Genomic DNA, 20,526 nt, shown 5'->3' with positions numbered 1-20,526 from the left:
GCCCCTACATTTATTCATCAGATGTATATTTACTACTTTGCTGTTGTATTGCTTGTTTCACCACTTCGATATCTAACTCAAATATCCGAGCAATTTGTTCTACAGTAAGCCCCTCATTTAATAGTCTAGGAATCGTTTTTAACTTCGTTTCTTCTTTTACTTCTTGATAAAATCGAGTTTGCTGCTATTCGGTTAATCCAAACATTGCTTCTAATTCCTGATGGCTATAGGATGAGAATTTGTAAACCAGCATTTTTTCTACTAATTCTAAAAGTTAATTTTTTAGAATGACATCTAATATTTCTGGAAGTGTAAAATAAATATAGTAAAGAATTGGTGTACCAACAATATCTATAGTTCCATAACTACGACATGAAACAGAGTTAGGTATATTCAGATTAGGAACTTCAATAGGAGTAGAATTACTATGAAAAGTTATACACCATTTAGTTTTCATTTTTAACTTTCCATTTTCATCTCTATCTTCTTCTTTTTCACCTAAATCATAAAATAAATTATCATAAAAATACGCTATGTCTACCTTCTTAAATTCTTTATGAGTAATACTTTCTGAATATGGAAAGTAAGATTCTCCAAGACTGGGAATATTTACTTCTATTGTTTTAAAAAATATTCTTACTTGTTTCATAATATAACCTGTAGCAACTTTCCTTTGCTTCTCATTTTGAAAGGAAATTAAAGGAACATATTCACTTTTTAAAATTTGATTTTCTAGCAAAATTATTTCTTTCTGTTTTATCAAAGGATGACTATGACGAATTTGCTGAGAATAATTATACGAACGCACTAAAACATCTGATGCTTCAATAATTCCTAAATATACCTTTTGTATTACCTCAAAATCTGCTTTAAATATTTTAATACCTCTAATATTAAATCTAGGTTCTATATTTCCCAAAGAATTTTGATCATATTCCGTTTTATCAGTAAAATAAAAAGGGACAAAAAATTGGTTTTTTATCAGAATATTAGGAAACTTTTTCTGTAAAGCTAATTGTAATGCTAATTCGTAACCAAGTTGTTTTTCTAAAGCTACTTTATAGCTATGACCTGAATCCGTTTTTTCTAATTCTTCCAAAAATCTATTTCTATAATCTTCATATTTTTTAAAAGAAATATTTTTAAAGTCAATAATTTTGAAGTATTCAGAACCGTTACTTTTTTCTTGTATAATTAGATCAGGTCGTGGATAACGACGTAATAAGTCAATGTGATCAAATTTATTTCCCTGGTATTCTATATTAGGAAATATCCTAGTTTTTAAATCCCATTCCACACAGAAAAATTCTCTCCAGTATAATGCTTTACCATTACGGCGATGATTAACTTCAGAATATCCTTTTTGATATAACCACTCATTACCAGATTTATCTAATTCATTATCTTTACCTGTAAGATCCCACCAACCAACTCTATTTTCTTCTCCTGCTTTTATTCTCTTTTTTCGACGTGTAGCGTCTTCAATTCTGTTATTTTGATAACCATCTATTGGAATATCAGTATCTGCAAAACAGATATTTGGAAAATCATTTGTCTGAGGATCAAAATCCTCCTTAAAAAAGTATGTTTGACACATATCCTCCCAAACTTTATCAAAACCTTGTTCTCCTTGTATTCCCCAAAAATCACCATCATCTAAATCTGGGTTTAATCCTCCATACAAAAAAATCTCAATCGCTTCATAAAGTCCCCAGTAATCAGCATCTTTATAATGAGTATTTCTATCTATATTATCAAGAGCTTCTTTACAAAGAGTAATAGTTTCTTCAAAAGTATCTTGATCAAAAAGAGAGTGATTAATAGTTAAATAATTATCTCTAAATCGTTGCGAAAGAAATTGAATATCTTGACTTCTACCATAAACATGATCAGGTACATCTTCCTGTAATTGTTGAATAATTTCATCCAGGATAAAACAATAAAGATGAACTATATCGGTACTTTCATAGCTTATCATTGGACGTGGTAAGTCCATCACATCAATATAAATAGCTCCATTATCTAAATAAATAGCTCTATCTAAATATTTATATATTTTAGAATAGTCTATTTCTTCACTACGTCTAACTTTCTTTTCAATAGAATTAATTGCTAAATCATCATAAGCTTCTAATATGCGTTCAATCATCGAAAGTTTACTGTATAAAATACAATCACTTCCTTCTTCATATTCTAAACTAATACCTCCTGTACTCAAAGTTGGTTGATCTTGATTTTTCTTATTTTTAGCATCTTTTCTAGTAACTCTGGAATTATTTTCATTATCACGATCAAATTTTCTGAATGTTCGATACATTAAAAAGAAAAAATCACGCACTTTGTTAAATTTACTAATATCATCAGAATTAGTTCCATTTTGATATTTAGTAATAAAATCATCAAAACCTTTTGGTAAATAAAAAGCATATCCTTCAGGTTCAGATTTAATACCTACAAAGTCTGAAGTTATTTTAAGATTGAGTTTTGAAAAGTCCCACATAATACATCAACAATATTATTGAACAAAGAGGAAATTATCAAGATTGTGAATTAGATTATTTTGTTGTATATTCTAAGAGGTTGTTTACAAATTCCTTATGAGATGTAATAAAATCTCCAAAAGTTACTAATTCTTTATCATTCTTATTTAAAAGTTTGCGAAGAGGATTCTTATCTCGATTAAAAACACTATCCCAAATAAAAAACATGAGTTTATTTTTGATCTGATCTTCTGTAACTTTATCTGTATTTATGAAATGATAACCTATTTGCATATCTTCTATTCTCCCACTTCTGACAGAATTATGATTATCTTTAATAAAGATGTTAAATTTTTCTACTAGATATTTCCATTTTAATTTGCCATCTCCATAGCCTTCTAAAATGACAGTATCTAGTTTTTCATCATTATCTTCACTCCAATCTACATATTCCCATTCCCAACGTCTTTTAAAAGCATTATCCATGAAGTAAATAGAGTTATCAGAAGTATTCATTGTTCCAAAGATGGAAAGATTGTAAGGAATACGAATTGAACTACCAACTGCTTTGTTAACTTTTACTTTAATTTTAATTTTTTTAAAAATATCAGTAAAACTTTCTAAGTTACCTTTAGTTTCACCTGGATAAATATATTCAGGAATATTTTGGTTGTCAACGCCTCCGTATGTAAAACCTGTTAGTTCTACAAGTTTGGTAAATTCTAAATCAGAAATGTTAATTCCATAAGCTGACCAACCTTTGTCAAGACCATTTTCACATCGATCTAAAAGTTGAAAAATTGTACCAAAAATGGCTGAAGAATTACCTCGATTAATTTCATCAATTACTAAGGCAACATTTTGAGCTTTTGTACCTTCTTGTTTAGCTATTATAATATTTTTGTAGGCTTGTCCTAGTGCTTTTAAGAAATGACCTTCATAAAATTGATAGGAAACTTTTCCTTCTTTATCAGTCTGTGGCATTAATTTTCCCATAAAATCGCCATAGGTGTACTCTGGATGAAAAACAGTTTTAATGAGATTTTCAGGATGAACATCTTTATCAATCTTTAACTCTGTTTTAACAATTCCACCATCAATATCGTTGGAAATTTTATGGCTTTTACCAGTACCAGGACAGCCGAAAAATATTTTTTGAATTGGACTTGTCATGGTATTATCCTTAATTTTATCTTGTAATCTTTCCTCAATATCAGGTTGCTTTACATTAGGACGAGGGCGAGGTATTGGAGTTGTAGACATTTGATTGATCTATAAAATTTGAGCCAAAGTTTAATTATACTAAGTAAACGGAAAAATTACTAACTTCTTTGCACATCTTTATACATGAAAAAAGCCAATAAAGGAGATTTAGGAAGTTGACATTGGCTTTAAAATTTGTTATCATGAAGTCGATAAGGAAGAACTGTCTAGCAATAATTGACCACAATCAAAAAACACCCATCCAGTGATTGATCTGAATGGGTATTAATTAAATAAAATATGCAATTCAATTATCAAACATTCCCATAAACAGGAATAGCTGCACCTCGGATATCTTTAGCAGCTTCTGAAACTAAAAAGCAGATGACTTGGGCGATAGATTCCGGTTTTACCCACTTCTCAGCATTTTCTGCACCCATAGCTTCCCGGTTGGTGGGGGTATCAATGACACTGGGGAGAACAGTATTTGCCGTGATATTAGTTCCTTTGGTTTCATCAGCTATAGCTTTCGTTAAAGCTATCACACCAGCTTTAGCAGCAGAGTAAGCGGCTAATTTTCCCGCAGGTTCAGCACCAGCACGAGAACTGACCGTAACAATACGCCCATATCCGTGTTCTAGCATACTTTTCAGGCTATATTTACAAGTTAAAAAAGTTGTATTTAGGTTTAACTCCAATTCCTTTTTCCAACTGTAATAACTGTATTCGTGGGTTTTCCCCATTGAAAATCCACCCACGAGATGAATTAACACATCAACCCTTCCTATGCGGCTGATCACATATTCTACCGAAGCTTCATCCTCCAAATTAGCAGGGATAAAGTGAATTCTGGTAAAATCTTCAGGTGGAATAATTTCCTTCAAATGTTCTATCTCTTTAGAGTGACGATAAGGAATTGTCACCTCTGCACCTTGAGCGAGAACCGCTGGCGTTACGCCTAAACCCAGCCCACCAGTACCGCCTGTAAGTAAAACTTTTTTGCCTTTCATTAAAGATGCACTCCTGAAAGCACTCATGATTTACGATAGCGTCATAGGAAGAATCTGACATCTCACCTAAGGACTGACACATCACAGGTAGTTTCTGGAGGCACTATAGCGGTTCTCGGTTGAGTGAGATACAAGAACCCCACCCCCAACCCCCTCCCCGCAAGCGATGAGGGGACTATGATGTATCTCATTGTGCATACCGCTATATTACGAATTACGAATTACGAATTACGAATTACGAATTATTCGGTCATTATTTATCCCATAAACTTTCACATAAGTCGTCCAATTTTTTTCTAACATCCTGCACAGAAATTACACCTATCTTACTCACAATGCAAATTAGCCAAAGTCTCCACACAGCCATACTCGTAACCGACTTAGAACGCTCAGAAAACTTTTATGGTAAAGTATTAGGATTAGCAAAAATAGAACGCATCCTTAAATATCCTGGTGCATGGTATCAAATTGGCAATTATCAAATTCATCTGATAGTTTCGTCATCTGTCCCCACCGATAATCAAAACGAAAAATGGGGACGTAACCCTCATATTGCTTTCTGTGTTGCTGACTTAGAAGCTGCTAAAACAGAATTACTCAATCAAAATTATTCCATTCAAGCTAGTGCTTCCGGCCGCGCAGCTATTTTTACTAAAGATCCAGACGGGAATGTGATTGAATTGACTTCATTGTGAAAATTATTGCTTACGTTTACACAGATCCCTTATTAGAAACTGCTCCCGACGAAGCTACTTGGGGTTGGGAGGTAGATCGAGTTTATCAAGATTTGGGAAAGAGAAGCCAATTACAACAACTACTCATAGACTGTGAAACAGAACCTGCAAATTATCTCTTGATTCGCCGCTTAGAAGAATTGGGGGATAAAATAGCAGAAGTGAGCGATCGCTTAAACCAACTCGAAGCAATGGGGATAATGGTAATTGCTACAGAACAAGCATACACCTCAGAAACTGCCAAACCCCGCATCGAATTGCTGAATTTGCTACAAGAAATTCAACGAGAACAACGCAGCCGTCGCATCCGTCAAGGACACGCCCGCAATCGTCTTGAAGTCGCTCCCCCACCCGGTAAAGCGCCCTACGGCTACCGCAGAGGTAAAGGAAAATATATTATTGATCGCAGTACTTCACCTGTAGTCAAAGATTTTTTTGACAACTTTTTACTCTATGGTTCTCTACGTGGTTCAGTTCGTTACTTAGGGAAAAAATACAATAAAAAAATCTCTGTCACCACAGGAAGGCGTTGGTTGACTAATCCAGTTTATCGCGGTGACACAGCTTATCAAAATAGCGAAATTATTTCTGATACTCATGCAAGTATTATTTCTAGGGAAGAAGCCGCCCAAGTTGACAGACTTTTACGCCGCAATAGCCGTTTACCATCTCGTACCGCTAGTGCGCCCCTTTCTCTAGCTGGGTTAGTTGTTTGTAACCAGTGTCAGTCTCAGATGATAGTTACTCGTGTTACTCAACGATATCAAGATAAGGAATATTTGTATTTACGCAATACAACTTGTCCCCAAAGTCCTAAATGTCGTGCTATTCCTTACCAAGAAATTCTGGAAAAGACGATTGTAACCGTTTGTCGAGACTTACCTCACGCAGTTGCGGGGATGAACTTTCCCCAATTAGATGTCATTAAAAATAGTTTAGAAGATAATATTACACGTCAGCAAGAAATTCTCGAACAGTTACCCACCTTCATAGAAACTGGAGTTTTGGATACAGAAACAGCTAAAATTAGAGCTTACAAACTCCGTACAGAAATTTCTCAACTCCAAGCCAAATTAGCAACTCTCCCTCCAGTTAACTTACGTTCTGTTGCTGAAGCTGTTTCTATTCCTCAATTTTGGTTAGATTTATCAGAAGTAGAAAGACGATTTTATTTACGAGAATTTATCCGTCAAATAAACATCATTCGCCAAAGTAATGAATGGGATTTACAAATAATTTTCATTTTTTGATTTTTTCTTTCTTTACTTCTCTTTCTTTACTTCGCGTCCTTTCCTTCTCCTGTCGGAGACGCTGCGCGAACGGAACGCTACCGCGAACGCGCCTATCCCTACGGGACGCTACGCGAACGCGGTTCGTTTCCTATTATTTTAATCTTCATCTCGATTTCTAGCTGATTTTGGTGATTTACCTGCATTTCGCACATTCATCACTTTACCAAGTAAATCAAACCAAAAAGGCGCTCCCATTGCAATAGCAAAACCACTGATTATCCAACCAAGAAACATAGTTAATAAGCTAAAAATAGGTACACCCTTAATTTTAATGGGATTCCCATTCATTTGCTCTAGCCTGTTCTCATTTGTCCAACCAATTGGTAAATTAATATCTTCTAAAATTTTCTTAGTATCTATATTACTGAGATTGGGAGAATTAGACTGTTGATCTATTGTTTGCACAGCTTTATAAACAATAGCTTCTCGTAGAACTGTATCCTTTGATAAGCGATCAATAATATGAAATGTATCTGCATTAGCACCGAAAGCTAGGAGAATACCAATTAAAATTGCTACTCCTTTAGCATTGCGTTTGTAAACACCACCGGCTCGTTGCATCGAACTGTCAAAACTGTCTTCAATTTCTCGACGTAATATACTAATACCTTCCTCTGTGCTTTTAGCTCTATATTGCGCTCGCTTGGCTATGGTTTCAATATTACCTTTAATCACAGATGGTAAACTCTCAATCAATTCGTTAATCGTTTGATATGTTGGACTATCTTCATCTTGTATAGCTGTTTGCATTTCTTTATACACATCGGTGCTTGTATTCATTAATTGCACAATTTCGTTAATATTAGGCTTTAATCCCCCTCTAATTATTGCCTCCTCAACACTTGAAAAAATGTGGTTACAGAAAGTTTGCAATCGTCGTAATGTTTCTGCTAATACTTTATTTTCATCATCTATATTTGCTTGAAAATTATCTATATATTTCTCTAAACTATTCTTCATTTGATTGACGCTAGTATCTATATCAAGTTTGTTGTTTTTGAAATCAGCAACAATATTTGTATATTCTTTCTTGAGATTTTTAAAATCATCATTTATATCTTGGGTAATATAATTTGATAATTCAGTAAGCTGTATTTGTCTTAGTGACCTGGTTAAAATTGTTTCAACTTCCTGCAACCGTTGATTTTTGAATTTTTCTAGCCTTACTGCCGTTAAGCCGTGAATAATTTTTGGTAGTTGTAATTCTTCTATAAGCGTCGTAGCAAAAGTATCAGCAGAAATATAGGAAGGCGCACTATGTTCCTTATTAAAAGTTCTCTCTCCTTTTGGAGATTTAGCTATTAATTTCCGCAGTGGACGAGTTGTATCAGCTATTAACCAAGTTATTTTTCTTGGTAAAATCGAGAAAAATCCTTTTGCTTCTTGATTGATACTTTTAATAAAAGGATTGCTATAAATTCTATTTACTAGTTCAATTATATCCTGAGATTCTGAGCTTTTAACATCTCCAGCCAAAAGAATCTCAATCGATTTCTTTAAGTGAATAGCACGCCATTGTAATACTGTAGCAATTAGTTCTTGAATTTCCGACGCTAACAAACTCAAAATTAAGTAAATAAAAATTAGTCCTAAAGCAATATCTAGTACCACAGGTAAATTCATTGTCAAGCTCCTCAAAGGGTAATTAACTAGTTTGGTAATATTTGTATCATTAATTGGAAGAGAATGCTTGTTAAATTAAGTTAAAAATAACTAAGAAAAAAAATTCTCTAAAAAACTTCGCTGTTCACAGAAAAGTGAGTTAATTTGGGATCTAGCCATTGCTCAAAAATAGTTTGTGACTGTGTGGCAAAATTGGAGATTCGCTAGATGTCTCTTTGTAATCAAAAGTGCGAGTAAAATGATTAGCATAGAATATGCAAGAAGGAAGCTTTATTTGGAGTCATCTAGAAAAACAGCATCGCGCAGTTGAAAAATGGATTGATTGGTTATGGCTGATAGTATTGCTGTTTGCAGCAGTAGTACTGTTTAGTATCAATCTTGGGGGATTACCGCTACGAGATTGGGATGAAGGTACCGTAGCACAAGTGGCCAGAGAAATCTGGCGGGCCCCAGCAGGTTCCATGCGCTGGCTTTACCCGACTTTGGGAGGTGAACCATACTATCACAAGCCACCCCTAATGCATTGGCTAATTGCTTGGGCTTACTCCCTGGGTGGTGTCAACGAATGGACTACGCGTTTGCCTGGTGCAATTATCACCGCAACTTCAGTACCTTTACTGTATTGTATCGGCAGAGAGATATTTCACCAACGTTGGGCTGCTGTTTATAGCGCCTTGATTTATCTAACAATGCTACCGATAGTGCGTCACGGCAGATTAGCCATGTTTGATGGCACGGTTGTCAGCTTGTTGATGGTGATGATGTTGTGTGTGCTGCGATCGCGTCGAGACTTACGTTATTGTCTTGGTATCGGCATTAGTTTTGGGTTAATTTGCCTGACAAAAGGCATGGTGGGCATATTATTAGGTGCTATTGTCGCAGTTTTTCTCTTTTGGGATACACCAAGATTGCTCACTAGTTACTATCTGTGGATAGGAATCTTCATCGGCAGTCTACCTGTGGTAGCTTGGAACTTTGCCCAGCTATTACACTATGGTTATTCTTTTGCCCAAACTAACTCAGTAGATCAACCCTTTAATCAGATGGGCAAAGCTGCCAACGGTCGGTCTGAAGCCCCTTGGTATTATGTCATAGAACTGCTGAAGTGGACGTGGCCTTGGCTGGTATTTTTACCACAAACAGTGCGTTTAACCTGGGAAAATCGCAGCCTGAGTTGGGCAAAACTGATCATAGTTTGGACAGGTGTTTACCTACTGCTCATTTCCCTGATTAGCATCAAACTGCCTTGGTATATAATCCCAATTTATCCTAGCTTGGCCTTGGGTTTTGGTTTTCAGTTAGCAGAGACTGAAAATTTGCGCCTATTCTCATCCTATCCCCGCGCTTGGGTAACTAGTTTTGCCATACTGGCTGTGGCTGCTTCGGCTGGGAGTATTTATTTTAGCTGGGGGAGCGCAGGTAAAACAGACTTACAGATGATTTTTGCCGCACTAGCTTTGACTATGACTTTAGCAGCGATTTTGGCAGAGCGAGGCGATGGGCAATTTCTGAAAATTTTAATTTGGGGAAGTTATATCTCACTGCTGTTGTTAATGAAATCTAACTACTGGGTGTGGGAATTAGGAGAAGCCTATCCAGTTAAACCAGTTGCCACAATGATAGCGCGTGCTAATCCAACAGTTCGGCAAATCTACACATCATTTCCCTATTCTCGTCCGTCCTTGGATTTTTATAGCGATCGCACTATTACTCCTGCTTCGCATGGTGAACTGCAATATTATTGGCAAAATGGGCAGCCCTATTTACTCTTGAATGCATCCGCTTTAAGTAATCTCAAACTCAAATCTATCAAGATAGTTGATCAAGCTGAAGGTTGGCAATTAATTACAAAAGACAGCAATCGATTGTAGTTAAAGAGTGATGAGTGTTGAGTCTAGCAATCCACAATTTTGATGACCGAAGAGGACGCTCCAGAGTGGGAGACGGGGGGATGGGGAGACGCGGTGACGCGGTGACGCGGTGACGCGGAGAGATTATCCCTCTTTCTCCGTGTCTCCGTGTCCCCGTGTCTTCTTCAATCAACTCTCATCACTACAATATAACACTATGTTACACTGTTCTCATCAACTTTCTCAATTCTTGGAACCTCTGGGTGGTTGTAGCTGGTGTTTTTCTGGGTGACAGCAATTGTAGTAAATAAAATTGCACCTCCTACAGCCAAAGCTACTAAAGGACGCTTGAGAAGAACTAAATCTCTGATCATCCTCGCTAAAGGTCGGCTTTGACGACGTAACGCCGAAGCGATAACCATTTGTTTCCAAGTAAATGGATCACGGACGTAGTGACCACTTTTACAAACTACAAGCTTTTCCTGACAATACGGACAGGTAAACAAGCCTTTGTAAGTTTTGATAGGCTGTGTCCTGTTATTTCTTTGGCAAATCGGGCAAGTAACATAATGATTATCAAAGGTGTGTATATTCATCTAGCTCGTCCGCCTAGTCCATTTACTCGCTCTATAACAATAGCTATATTGAAATTTGCTCACTACTTAGTAGCCTCGCCAATATCGTCTGAACATTCGTCATGGATCACACATAGATTTCTTTTGGTACTAAGGAGAGCTACATGGTCGTAACACGAGTATAGCCAGATTTGGGTAAGGATGACTCTTAGTTACAGCTTATTGAAGCTATGTTCACTAAGACCAGTGTTAATTTACTGTTCTGATCGAGAATACAGTCAGAACATAGTTGACCACTAACTATTAATTCTCTCCCATTTAACCATTCTCCTCACAAAAATTGTGATTACTTGTCTGGTTTTACCAAAGCTTTGTAAATTAGGCTTGAGGGAGCATACTTGTCTGACAGGTAAATCATGGCTCACAATAAGAAGTAGCAAATAAAAATTTAAATTTTTTCTTACATTTACCCCGTCTCTCAATGACTCTCTTGCCTCCCACTCAACTGAGGAAGGTAACTGAACTACCTGCCTTTCCCAAACCTTCCGTCCATTTAACTCACCTAATTAACCGGTTTCAACCATCCCCCGAAACAGTTGTGCTGTTTTTAGCCATACTCATTGGTGGTGGTACTGGTATGGGCGTAGTCACATTTCACTATTTAATCCAGCTGATTCAGAAACTCATGCTGGAAAATTTCATGGGACAAATTGGAGTCTGGGGTGCTTGGACTTTAGCCTGTGTTCCCACCCTAGGCGGACTTATTGTCGGCTTAATGCGCTGGCGCAGTCAAGACTTTGGACCCGGACTTTCATCTTTGATTGCCGTCTCTCAAGGTAGAGAAGTTAAGCGACAACTACGACCAGTCACCAAAATGATCGCAGCAGCAGTTTCTTTAGGTAGCGGTGCATCTTTGGGACCAGAAGGCCCCAGTGTGGAAATTGGGACTAATTTTGGAGTGTTGTTGTCTGATGTACTACAAGTCTCTCAAGAAAGGCAGCGCTTGCTTTTGGGTGCTGGTGCTGCGGCTGGTTTAGCTGCGGGATTTAATGCTCCCATAGCTGGAGTATTTTTTGCTCTTGAGGTAGTGATGGGAGCTACATCTTTTGCCACTTCTGCTGTCAGTGTTGTATTACTCGCTGCGGTGGTGGCGGCCTTAATTGCTCAAATTGGTTTGGGGTCCCAACCTGCTTTTGCCTTACCTGCTTACCAAGTCCGCAGTCTCTTAGAATTGCCGCTGTATCTGGGGTTGGGTTTAGGCGCAAGTTTAGTTTCTCTTACTTATACAGAATTAATTCGTTTGGGAAAAGCTGGCTTTGCTGGACGAGTTCCAGGGTTTAAGCTGCTGTCCCAGATTCCTCAGCCTATTCAGCCAATTATTGGTGGTGCCATAGTTGGGGTGGTGGCTTTGCAGTACCCGCAAATTTTGGGCATTGGTTATGGAACTGTGCAAGCGATGCTGCAAGATCAGGAGTTTTCCCTCAACCTGTTACTCGTATTAATGCTGTTGAAATTGCTGATGACAGCAGTTAGTTCTGGTAGCGGTTTTGTAGGTGGGTTGTTTGCACCAGCAATGTTTTTAGGTGCGTCCTTTGGATCAGCTTATGCTAAATTTCTGGCTTTGGTAGTGCCAAGCATTGGTGAATATATGGCTGCTCCCCCAGCTTATGCAATGGTGGGTATGGCTGCTGTTTTAGCAGGTAGTGTGAGAGCGCCGTTAACAGCTATTTTAATGTTGTTTGAGTTAACCCGTGACTACCGCATTGTTTTACCTTTGATGGCAGCGGTGGGTTTAAGTGTATGGTTAGTGGAGCGGATCAAGCCAACTTTTAACTCTAATTCCAATCTTCAACAAATTGGTCTTTCAGAATTGAAGGATGAACAGGTGGAAATTGTGCAGCACATTTTAGTAGCAGATGCTATGCACTCTAGCCCAAAAAAGTTGCCCGCAACTCTTGGAGTTTTAGAAGCGGCTATGGAAATGATCCGCGATCGCACACGCAGTGCTTTAGTAGTTGATGCCGCAGAACAATTAGTTGGTATCCTGTCTCTGGAAGATATTAACCGTACTCTTTCCCTGTGGGAAAATTACCAGAATTCCCCTACTGAAATCCAGGCTAATTTTTCTTCTCAAGCACTTGTAGACATTTGTTCGACTGACATTCTCTATGCTTGGCAGGATGAACTTTTATCTGAAGCTTTAGACCGGATGGCGCTGCGAGGTTTGCATCAGTTACCTGTTGTAGCACGAGATAACCCCGATTGCATTTTAGGATTACTAGAAAAAGAGCAAATTGCTTTAACTTGTAATTTGGCAGCAACCCGTAAGGCATTACAGCATTATTTGCCAGTCTTGCCCACAACAGATATAGTTATTGGTCATTAGTCACTGGTCATTAGTCATTAGACATCGACCTTTCTTTAAATATGCGTTTTCCAGAACCCTTGTAGAGACGTTCCATGGAACGTCTCTACATTTTTTTCCACCAGATGTCTATTAGTAAATAACGGACAACTGATTCATGACTAATGACTATTTATTCATCTGTAGCTTCTACTTCAGCATCTTCCCTATCTTCAGGGTCTACTTGCCGAAGTCGAATGTGCTTCTTCCCTAAAGTGATGATAAATTCATCTCCAGGTTTAAGATTCATCTGTTTTGTATAAGCTGAACCTATCAGTAAGTTGTTGTTGGATTGCACGCTAATTCTATAGCTGGCACTGCGTCCACCACGACCATTGGCACTAGGTATACTATCCAACTGAATGCCCTCAGCATCAATCAGGGCATTTAAGAATTTCATCATATTGACGCGCTCTATACCATTTTTGGTAACAGTATAGTAGCCACACTGTTTAGCTTTGTCTTCCTTGCTTTCGTTCTCTAGCTCCTTAACTTTTTTGAGCAGTTCTTCGCCGACTAGGGGGTCAATTTTTTTCAGTTTAGGCATCAACTTAGGTCGAAAATGAATGTTTGAAGTGATTGAATCGATTTTATTTTAACTGATACTGAGCTAACAGGAACATAATCCTTTATTTTTATCTCAGCATAGCCAAGTATATTACACTCACAGGCAAAATTGTTGCACAATTCCCAATCTTGTCAAGACATTTTATAAAAAATAATTCTGGCGGTTGCTATATCTATAGAAATCCTATTTGATTCGTGAACTTACTCTCTACAAGAGGCAGTTCGCTTTCGTCAAGACAGGCAAGAGGAAAAAGAGAAGGGATTTTCTCATAGATCATTGAGCAAGTACTATATATAGTTTGTGAATTCCTGCTAGACTATATTTGTTTAAGTTTTTTAAAGTCACCCCAAAAAAGTCGTCTGCTCACCGAAGATGATCCTAAAGTCATTAGTCATTAGTCATTTCTTACCCTGTTCCCTATTCCCTGACAAATGAAACTAACGACTAGAGGTCACTACAGTGTTAAGGCATTGCTAGATTTGAGTTTACAGCCAGAATACGGTCCTGTATCTGTAAGAGCAATTGCCAAGCGCCAAGATATTCCGGCTCCTTATTTAGAAAAGCTGCTGATAGAAATGCGTCGTGGAGGATTGGTGAAATCAATTCGCGGCAGTATCGGTGGCTATCAATTAGCAAGAGAGCCTGTGCAAATTTCCATAGGGCAAATTTTAGAGGCAGTTGGTGAAAATATGACTCACTTACCCCTTAATAATCCAGCACCTGCACAAGCTGAAGATTGGGTAACATTTAGTTTGTGGCAGAGGCTTAACCAAAAACTGAAAGAAGCTTTGTACAGTATTACCCTGGCAGACCTTTATTATGATGCGCGTAGTTGGCAGGCATCTCTGGGAGAAGAAGCTAGTTTTGTTGTTTAGTCATTGGTCAGTTATCAGGGAATAGGGAATAGGCAGAAATTAATCAATCACTAATGACTAATAACATCTATATCTTCATCATTGCTGCCTTGTTAGATTACTTAATTGGTGATCCCTGGGGTTGGCCTCATCCAGTACAAGTGATGGGGTGGGTAATTTCTCACTTGAGTAAATTTTTTCTGAAACAATGTCAGAGTTCTCTCACACAGCGCCTAGCCGGAATTGTACTCGGACTAATTGTGATCATAGGGAGCGGTTTCATCGGCTGGTTAATAATTCTCATTGCTAAATGGCTACATCCATTGTTAGGAATTGCGCTAGAAAGCATCCTTTTAGCCAGTTGTTTTGCTCTTCATAGTCTGCGTGCAGCTGCTATGGATGTTCTTCAACCTTTAAAAACAGGAAATTTAGAGGAAGCACGACAGATTTTAAGTAATTATGTGGGTAGGGATACAGAAAACCTTTCAGAAGCAGAAATTTTGCGAGCAGTTCTAGAAACAGTCACAGAAAATGCTACAGATGGAGTCATGGCTCCTCTATTTTATGCAATTATTGGTGCGGTTATACCATTTGTTGGGATAGTTCCTTTGGCTCTCGCCTATAAAGCTAGTAGTACTCTAGATTCAATGGTGGGTTATCGAGAAGCACCTTATACTGATATTGGCTGGTTCAGTGCGCGGTTAGAAGATTATTTAACTTGGCTTCCTTGTCGGTTAACAGTTATGACTTTGGCATTATTATCAGCCAAACCCTTAGATATCTGGCGAATGTGTCGCCGGGATGCTATTAAAGATCCCAGTCCTAATTCGGGTTGGAGTGAGTGTGCCTATGCTGCCATTTTAGGTGTGCAAATGGGAGGCATAAATTGGTATCGTGGAGTAGCAAAACATAAACCACTCTTAGGAGATGCTATTTATCCTATCGCCCCAGATTCTATTCACAAAGCTTTGCAATTGACTCGATTTTGTTTTTTGTTGTGGTTGGGGGCAGCAATATTTTTAATTCGTAATAGTGCCTACGGCAGGCTACCGCCAACGTAATTCGTAATTCGTAAATTCCTCCCTCTCCGCGTCACCCCCTCTCCGCGTCACCCCCTCTCCCCAATCCCCAATCCCCAGTATTTATGTCTACTAAAGTAGTTGAAATTCTCACATCGGAAGAACTGCGACGTACCCTGACCCGACTTGCTTCTCAGATTGTGGAAAGGACACGTGATTTGTCGCAATTGGTGCTTTTGGGTATTTACACTAGAGGTGTGCCGTTAGCCAACTTATTGGCACGTCAGATAGAGACTCTGGAAAATGTCAGCGTATCTGTGGGAGCATTAGATATCACATTCTATCGTGATGACCTCGACCAAATTGGATTAAGAACTCCAGCCAAAACCGATATCCCTTTTGATCTGACAGGGAAAACAGTTGTACTTGTCGATGATGTTATTTTCAAAGGACGGACAATTCGTGCTGCTTTAAATGCAGTTAATGAGTATGGTAGACCAGAGGTGATTCGTTTAGCTGTGTTAGTAGATAGGGGTCATCGAGAGTTACCAATTCACCCAGATTTCGTGGGCAAGAAATTGCCTACCGCTAAAGAAGAAATTGTCAAAGTTTACTTACAAGATGACGATGGACGTGATGCGGTGGAGTTGATTGGTAATTAAAATAATTCGTAATTCGTAATTCGTAGTCTTCACGAAAAGACTTTTTCAGCAAACCCTAATTAATGACCAATAACTGTGCTAATGGTTTTTAATAATTGGTTTGCTGTGTAAGGTTTGGGTAAAAAGGCTTTAACACCTAAATCATAAGCTGCATTCACATTTTCACTGGTTGCTAGTCCGCTGATAGCAATAATTTTGACGTTTGGATTAATTTTTTTTATGGTACGAATGCTGGTGAGTCCATCCATACGTGGCATTCCCATATCAGTTAACACTAGAGATATTTCATCACGATTTTCTACGTATAAGGCTATTGCTTCAATACCATCATGGGCTGTAATTACTTTATAATTATAGTTTTCTAGTGACATTTTTGTAATGTCACAAATAGCCGCTTCATCATCTACAAATAATATCAGTTCTCCATTTCCTTGAGTCCAAGATATTTCTGTCTCTTCTATAGTTTCTGGTGTATCTTTTTTGGCAGGTAAATAAACCTTAAATTGACTACCTTTTCTTTCTTCACTATATACATTAATAAAACCACGATGATTTTTAACAATTCCCAATACTGTAGATAGACCTAAACCAGTTCCTTTGCCGAGTTCTTTAGTAGTAAAAAATGGTTCAAATATACGGTCTATTATTTTTGGTGGAATACCAATTCCATTATCAGTTATAGTAATAATAATGTAAGGTTGTGCTTGGGCATCAATATGCATCCGGGCGTAATTTTCATCAACCAAAAGATTTTCGGCAGTAATTTTTAAAGTGCCACCCTTGGGCATAGCATCACGGGCATTGACACATAGATTCATGAACACTTGATGTAGTTGAGTGGCATCACCGGATACAGTCCAAAGATTTTGGGGAATTTGAGTGATAACTTCAATTGATTTAGGAAATGTTTCTTTAATAATTTGTTGAATTTCTCTCAGCAAATGTTTTATTTGTAAAGGTGTGGGTTCTCCTAGAGAGCCGCTGGCATCGCTATCTAGTCCACGAGTAAAAGATAATACTTGCTTAACTAAATTTGCTCCCCGTTTAGCATTGGCGATTAATATCGGGATTAGTAGTCGAGAACGCTCTTCTTGGACTTGAGTTTCCAAAAGTTGAGCAGTCATCAGAATCGGGGTGAGGATATTATTTAAGTCGTGGGCAATACCACTAGCTAATGTGCCAATACTTTCTAAGCGCTGAGTACGTAAAAATTGAGATTCTAGCAGCTTTTTTTGAGTAATATTAGTATTTACAACTAAAATAGATGGTGATAGATGACCCACTTCAGGGACTAATGTCCAACGACTTTGGACGATGATTTCTTGATCATGCTTGGTAATTTGATATAGTTCTCCCTCCCAACAGCCATCTTTCATAAGAATTGGGTGTGCTTCTGACAATTTAGATAAGTCTTTTTCCTGCCAGAGGTTTTGTGTCTTTTTTGTCAAGGCTTCTTCTGCTTTCCAACCGTATAGATATTCTGCCGCTTTGTTCCAATATAAAATTTGATTATCTAAATCATGGACAAAAATGGCATCAGTTGCGACATCAAGTAAAGCTGCTTGTTGACGGATTTTTGCTTCTGTTTGTTTGCGCTCAATGGCGTAGCGAATCGAACGTTCCAATAAAGGCGCAGTTAGTTGACTTTTTTCCAGATAATCAACTGCTCCTGCTTTCATGGCTTCGAGGTCTATTTCCCTAGCCCCCTGACCAGTAAGTAAAATAAAGGGACAAGTGTCACCATTGTTCATGGTTTCTGGCAACAGTTCTAGCCCATTGTGCTGCCCTAAGCGGTAGTCTACCAGATAGATATCATGTTCGTGTCGAGCGATCGCTTCCCTGGCTACTTCATAAGTATCCACCCATTCCAACTCACAGCCAGTTACCTGAAATTCCCTGAACCAAGCACGAATTAAAATATAATCATCTTCATCATCATCAATTAACAAAACTTGGATGGGGCTGTTATTCATAATTCCCTCGTACTACTTATCTAAGCAGTTCTACAATTCCAAACCAGTATTTTCCTTAAGTTGTGATCACTTCAACTACTGAATTAAAAATTTAAAACTTAAAAAGCAGATTAGAGAATGTTGGGAAAGTTATAAATTTTACCAAATAACCACCACTCTACAGAGTAAAAAGCTGACAGGGTAAGCATTTTAACTATTTTAAATGGTTGTTCTATTACGCCCTGTCGTACTATAGCCTAAGTAGCCTGCGCTCTGTACTTAAAAAACGACCTACACATCTAGCTCCCCTGTTTCTTGTTAATAGTTAATAGTCTTCACTATTCAGAGGGAACAGGGAACGGGCAACAGGGAACAGAAAAACTCATGTTTAAAAACATGAGATTGAAATAATGACACTGTTTTTTTTGTTGCTCGTCATCTCAAAAAACATCCTTTTTTTTGACTGAGGTTTAAACTCAGAACTAAAGTTTCTTATTTGTTCCCTGTTCCCTTGCCCCAACGACAATTTTTAACGCCCACCTACTTATCAAGAGTCATTTACATTTGTACAATTAACCCTATTTCAGGGTCTAATAGTAATCCCTCTCCGGGAAGAAAAATTAGAGATCCTCTTTACTTGGCAAGGTGACAATAAATTTTGATCCTTGCCCTAGAGTACTTTGGACTTTAATAGTACCATGATGTCGTTCAGTAATTTTTCGACAGATAGCTAAACCGATGCCAGTACCTTCATATTCAGTACGACCATGCAGACGTTGAAAAACATTAAAAATGCGATCAAGATATTTTTCGGGCAACCCAATACCATTATCTTCAACAATAATTTGATAATGTTTAATCTGGTGTTCAATATTATGCAAATTATTGTTTAATAATTGACTAGATATTTTGACAACAGGCGGTTCATTTTGACGATGAAATTTCAGGGCATTACCGATCAGGTTTTGCAATAATTGCCGCATCTGTACAGGATCAGCGGGAATGATGGGTAAGTATTCTATCTCCACTCGTCCCCCAGTTTGCTGAATACGCACTTCTAAATCAGATAATACTTCTTGGGCAATTTGTGCTAAATTCACCGATACAAAAGGCTGTGCCTTTGTAGTTACTCGTGAAAGTGTTAATAAGTCATCAATCAACGTTTGCATTCTCAGGGCAGCTTTTTGCATCCGTTCTAGATAATCATATCCCTGTGTGCTTAAAGAGTCTCCACAGGTAACTTTTAGGAGATCACCAAATGTCCTAATTTTCCGTAGTGGTTCTTGTAAATCATGGGAGGCAATCAAAGCAAATTCCTGAAGTTCTTCATTAGAACGGATAAGTTCTTGGCGCTGATGAGTTTCTTGTTCTAAGATCAGACTCTGGGCTAAAGCAATGCCAATTTGATCGGCAATCTGTCGTAAAAATTCTATTTCCCAGTCATTCCATTCACGGGTACGCAGACACTGATGAGCAATAATCAGCCCCCAAAGTTGATTTTTTTGGAAAATTGGCACCACAAGATAAGCTTTAACAGCAAATTGTTGGAGTAATTCAACGTGGCAAAGTTGAATATTTGCTGTTTCAATGTCGCTAATGGCACTAATTCGCCCTTGGCAATATTTTTGGTAGATGTAATCTTCTGAAAAACAAGAATCGGTAATCGTTTGCCCCATAACAACCGGTAAACCAGGAACTACGGCTTCTTTTACAGGTAGGAAGGAACGATTACTATGAAGCTGCAAAATTAACACCCGATCTGCTTGCAGCAGTTTTTGCAGTTCTGTGACACTAGTTTCGAGAATTTCATCAATTTGTAAAGACTGACGAATTTTGAGGGTGATATTAGCGAATAATTGCGTTAGCGTAGTTTGGCGTTGGCATTGCAAGTTTTGCTGTTGTAATTCTGCTTCATCTTGTTTGTGCTTGGTGATATCCATATCTACAGCACACATTTGTAACGCTACCCCAGATGAGTCTTGCCAAACTACACCTTTGCTGACTAGCCAGCGAATACTATCATCGTCTAAAACCACTCGATATTCAATTTCAAATTCTCCCCCATTTTCAATAGCCTGTTGATGGACGCGCTTAAAGATATCACGATCTTGTGTATGAACACAGTTCACAATAGCTTCATAGGTGTTGTTAAAATTGTCTTTCTCTAAACCAAAAAGAGCTTCCAGATTAATCGCACTAGTAATTTGGTGGCTTTGGATATCGAGAGTCCAGATACTCATGTGAGCAGCATCTAATGCCATCCTGAGTTTTGGTTGAGTCGAGGGAGGATATTGCTCCTC

15 protein-coding genes and 1 pseudogene are annotated in these 20,526 nt (G+C 38.0%); 7 read left to right on the top strand and 9 right to left on the bottom strand.

What is annotated here, in order from left to right; genetic code table 11:
* Positions 1–184 precede the first annotated feature (184 nt).
* From A9Y75_RS30405 to fabG, 4 genes and pseudogenes are all read right to left on the bottom strand, one after another.
* Positions 185–263: pseudogene (locus tag A9Y75_RS30405) on the bottom strand (hypothetical protein); the annotation flags it as partial.
* A gap of 11 nt (positions 264–274) precedes the next feature.
* Entirely contained in the window at positions 275–2,500 is a 2,226-nt protein-coding gene (locus A9Y75_RS16305; RefSeq protein WP_071190606.1) for a hypothetical protein, read from the bottom strand.
* Between the two features lie 55 nt (positions 2,501–2,555).
* Positions 2,556–3,743: a restriction endonuclease gene (locus A9Y75_RS16300; RefSeq protein ID WP_236721436.1), complete on the bottom strand. Its 1,188-nt coding sequence runs from the start codon at positions 3,741–3,743 to the stop codon at positions 2,556–2,558.
* 254 nt (positions 3,744–3,997) lie between these two features.
* Positions 3,998–4,693, bottom strand: coding sequence for a 3-oxoacyl-ACP reductase FabG (gene fabG / locus A9Y75_RS16295; protein WP_071190938.1), 696 nt, complete (start codon positions 4,691–4,693; stop codon positions 3,998–4,000).
* A gap of 335 nt (positions 4,694–5,028) precedes the next feature.
* On the opposite strand from fabG, the gene A9Y75_RS16290 reads away from it, so the two are divergent.
* Positions 5,029–5,388 carry a VOC family protein gene (locus tag A9Y75_RS16290; protein ID WP_071190605.1) on the top strand — a complete coding sequence of 120 codons (360 nt, stop codon included), beginning with the start codon at positions 5,029–5,031 and terminating at the stop codon, positions 5,386–5,388.
* A complete protein-coding gene (locus tag A9Y75_RS16285) occupies positions 5,385–6,677 on the top strand; it encodes a recombinase family protein (protein ID WP_071190604.1) in 1,293 nt (430 codons plus the stop codon). Before A9Y75_RS16290 ends, A9Y75_RS16285 begins: the two co-directional genes overlap by 4 nt.
* Positions 6,678–6,815: 138 nt before the next feature.
* Here the strand turns inward: A9Y75_RS16285 and A9Y75_RS16280 are convergent, their stop codons facing one another.
* A complete protein-coding gene (locus tag A9Y75_RS16280; protein ID WP_071190603.1) occupies positions 6,816–8,342 on the bottom strand; it encodes a hypothetical protein in 1,527 nt (508 codons plus the stop codon).
* A 254-nt stretch (positions 8,343–8,596) separates the two neighbouring features.
* On the opposite strand from A9Y75_RS16280, the gene A9Y75_RS16275 reads away from it, so the two are divergent.
* Positions 8,597–10,213 carry a glycosyltransferase family 39 protein gene (locus A9Y75_RS16275; protein WP_071190602.1) on the top strand — a complete coding sequence of 539 codons (1,617 nt, stop codon included), beginning with the start codon at positions 8,597–8,599 and terminating at the stop codon, positions 10,211–10,213.
* Positions 10,214–10,407: 194 nt separating this feature from the next.
* Here the strand turns inward: A9Y75_RS16275 and A9Y75_RS16270 are convergent, their stop codons facing one another.
* Positions 10,408–10,788, bottom strand: coding sequence for a hypothetical protein (locus A9Y75_RS16270; RefSeq protein ID WP_071190601.1), 381 nt, complete (start codon positions 10,786–10,788; stop codon positions 10,408–10,410).
* Between the two features lie 460 nt (positions 10,789–11,248).
* Here A9Y75_RS16270 and A9Y75_RS16265 point away from each other — a divergent pair, with 460 nt between their 5' ends.
* On the top strand, positions 11,249–13,153 hold the full coding sequence (locus tag A9Y75_RS16265; RefSeq protein ID WP_071190600.1) for a chloride channel protein: 1,905 nt from the start codon (positions 11,249–11,251) through the stop codon (positions 13,151–13,153).
* Positions 13,154–13,304: 151 nt separating this feature from the next.
* Here the strand turns inward: A9Y75_RS16265 and A9Y75_RS16260 are convergent, their stop codons facing one another.
* Entirely contained in the window at positions 13,305–13,718 is a 414-nt protein-coding gene (locus A9Y75_RS16260) for an AbrB family transcriptional regulator (protein WP_071190599.1), read from the bottom strand.
* A gap of 452 nt (positions 13,719–14,170) precedes the next feature.
* Here A9Y75_RS16260 and A9Y75_RS16255 point away from each other — a divergent pair, with 452 nt between their 5' ends.
* The 3 genes from A9Y75_RS16255 to pyrR all read left to right on the top strand — a co-directional run bounded on the left by A9Y75_RS16255 (position 14,171) and on the right by pyrR (position 16,274).
* Positions 14,171–14,614, top strand: a complete 444-nt coding sequence (locus tag A9Y75_RS16255; RefSeq protein ID WP_071190598.1) for an Rrf2 family transcriptional regulator — start codon at positions 14,171–14,173, stop codon at positions 14,612–14,614.
* Positions 14,615–14,667: 53 nt separating this feature from the next.
* On the top strand, positions 14,668–15,654 hold the full coding sequence (gene cbiB, locus A9Y75_RS16250; protein WP_071190597.1) for an adenosylcobinamide-phosphate synthase CbiB: 987 nt from the start codon (positions 14,668–14,670) through the stop codon (positions 15,652–15,654).
* A gap of 83 nt (positions 15,655–15,737) precedes the next feature.
* Positions 15,738–16,274 carry a bifunctional pyr operon transcriptional regulator/uracil phosphoribosyltransferase PyrR gene (gene pyrR / locus A9Y75_RS16245; RefSeq protein WP_071190596.1) on the top strand — a complete coding sequence of 179 codons (537 nt, stop codon included), beginning with the start codon at positions 15,738–15,740 and terminating at the stop codon, positions 16,272–16,274.
* Positions 16,275–16,333: 59 nt separating this feature from the next.
* Here the strand turns inward: pyrR and A9Y75_RS16240 are convergent, their stop codons facing one another.
* The gene (locus A9Y75_RS16240) at positions 16,334–18,247 is read right to left on the bottom strand and encodes a response regulator (protein ID WP_071190595.1); all 1,914 of its coding nucleotides are present in this window, start codon (positions 18,245–18,247) and stop codon (positions 16,334–16,336) included.
* A gap of 599 nt (positions 18,248–18,846) precedes the next feature.
* Positions 18,847–20,487 (bottom strand): ATP-binding protein, encoded by a 1,641-nt coding sequence (locus tag A9Y75_RS16235; RefSeq protein WP_083389652.1) that lies wholly within the window; start codon positions 20,485–20,487, stop codon positions 18,847–18,849.
* Positions 20,488–20,526: the final 39 nt, after the last annotated feature.

The sequence above is a fragment of the Trichormus sp. NMC-1 genome (genome assembly GCF_001858025.1).
GTDB lineage: Bacteria > Cyanobacteriota > Cyanobacteriia > Cyanobacteriales > Nostocaceae > Anabaena.
This window is presented reverse-complemented; position numbering and strand designations above follow the sequence as displayed.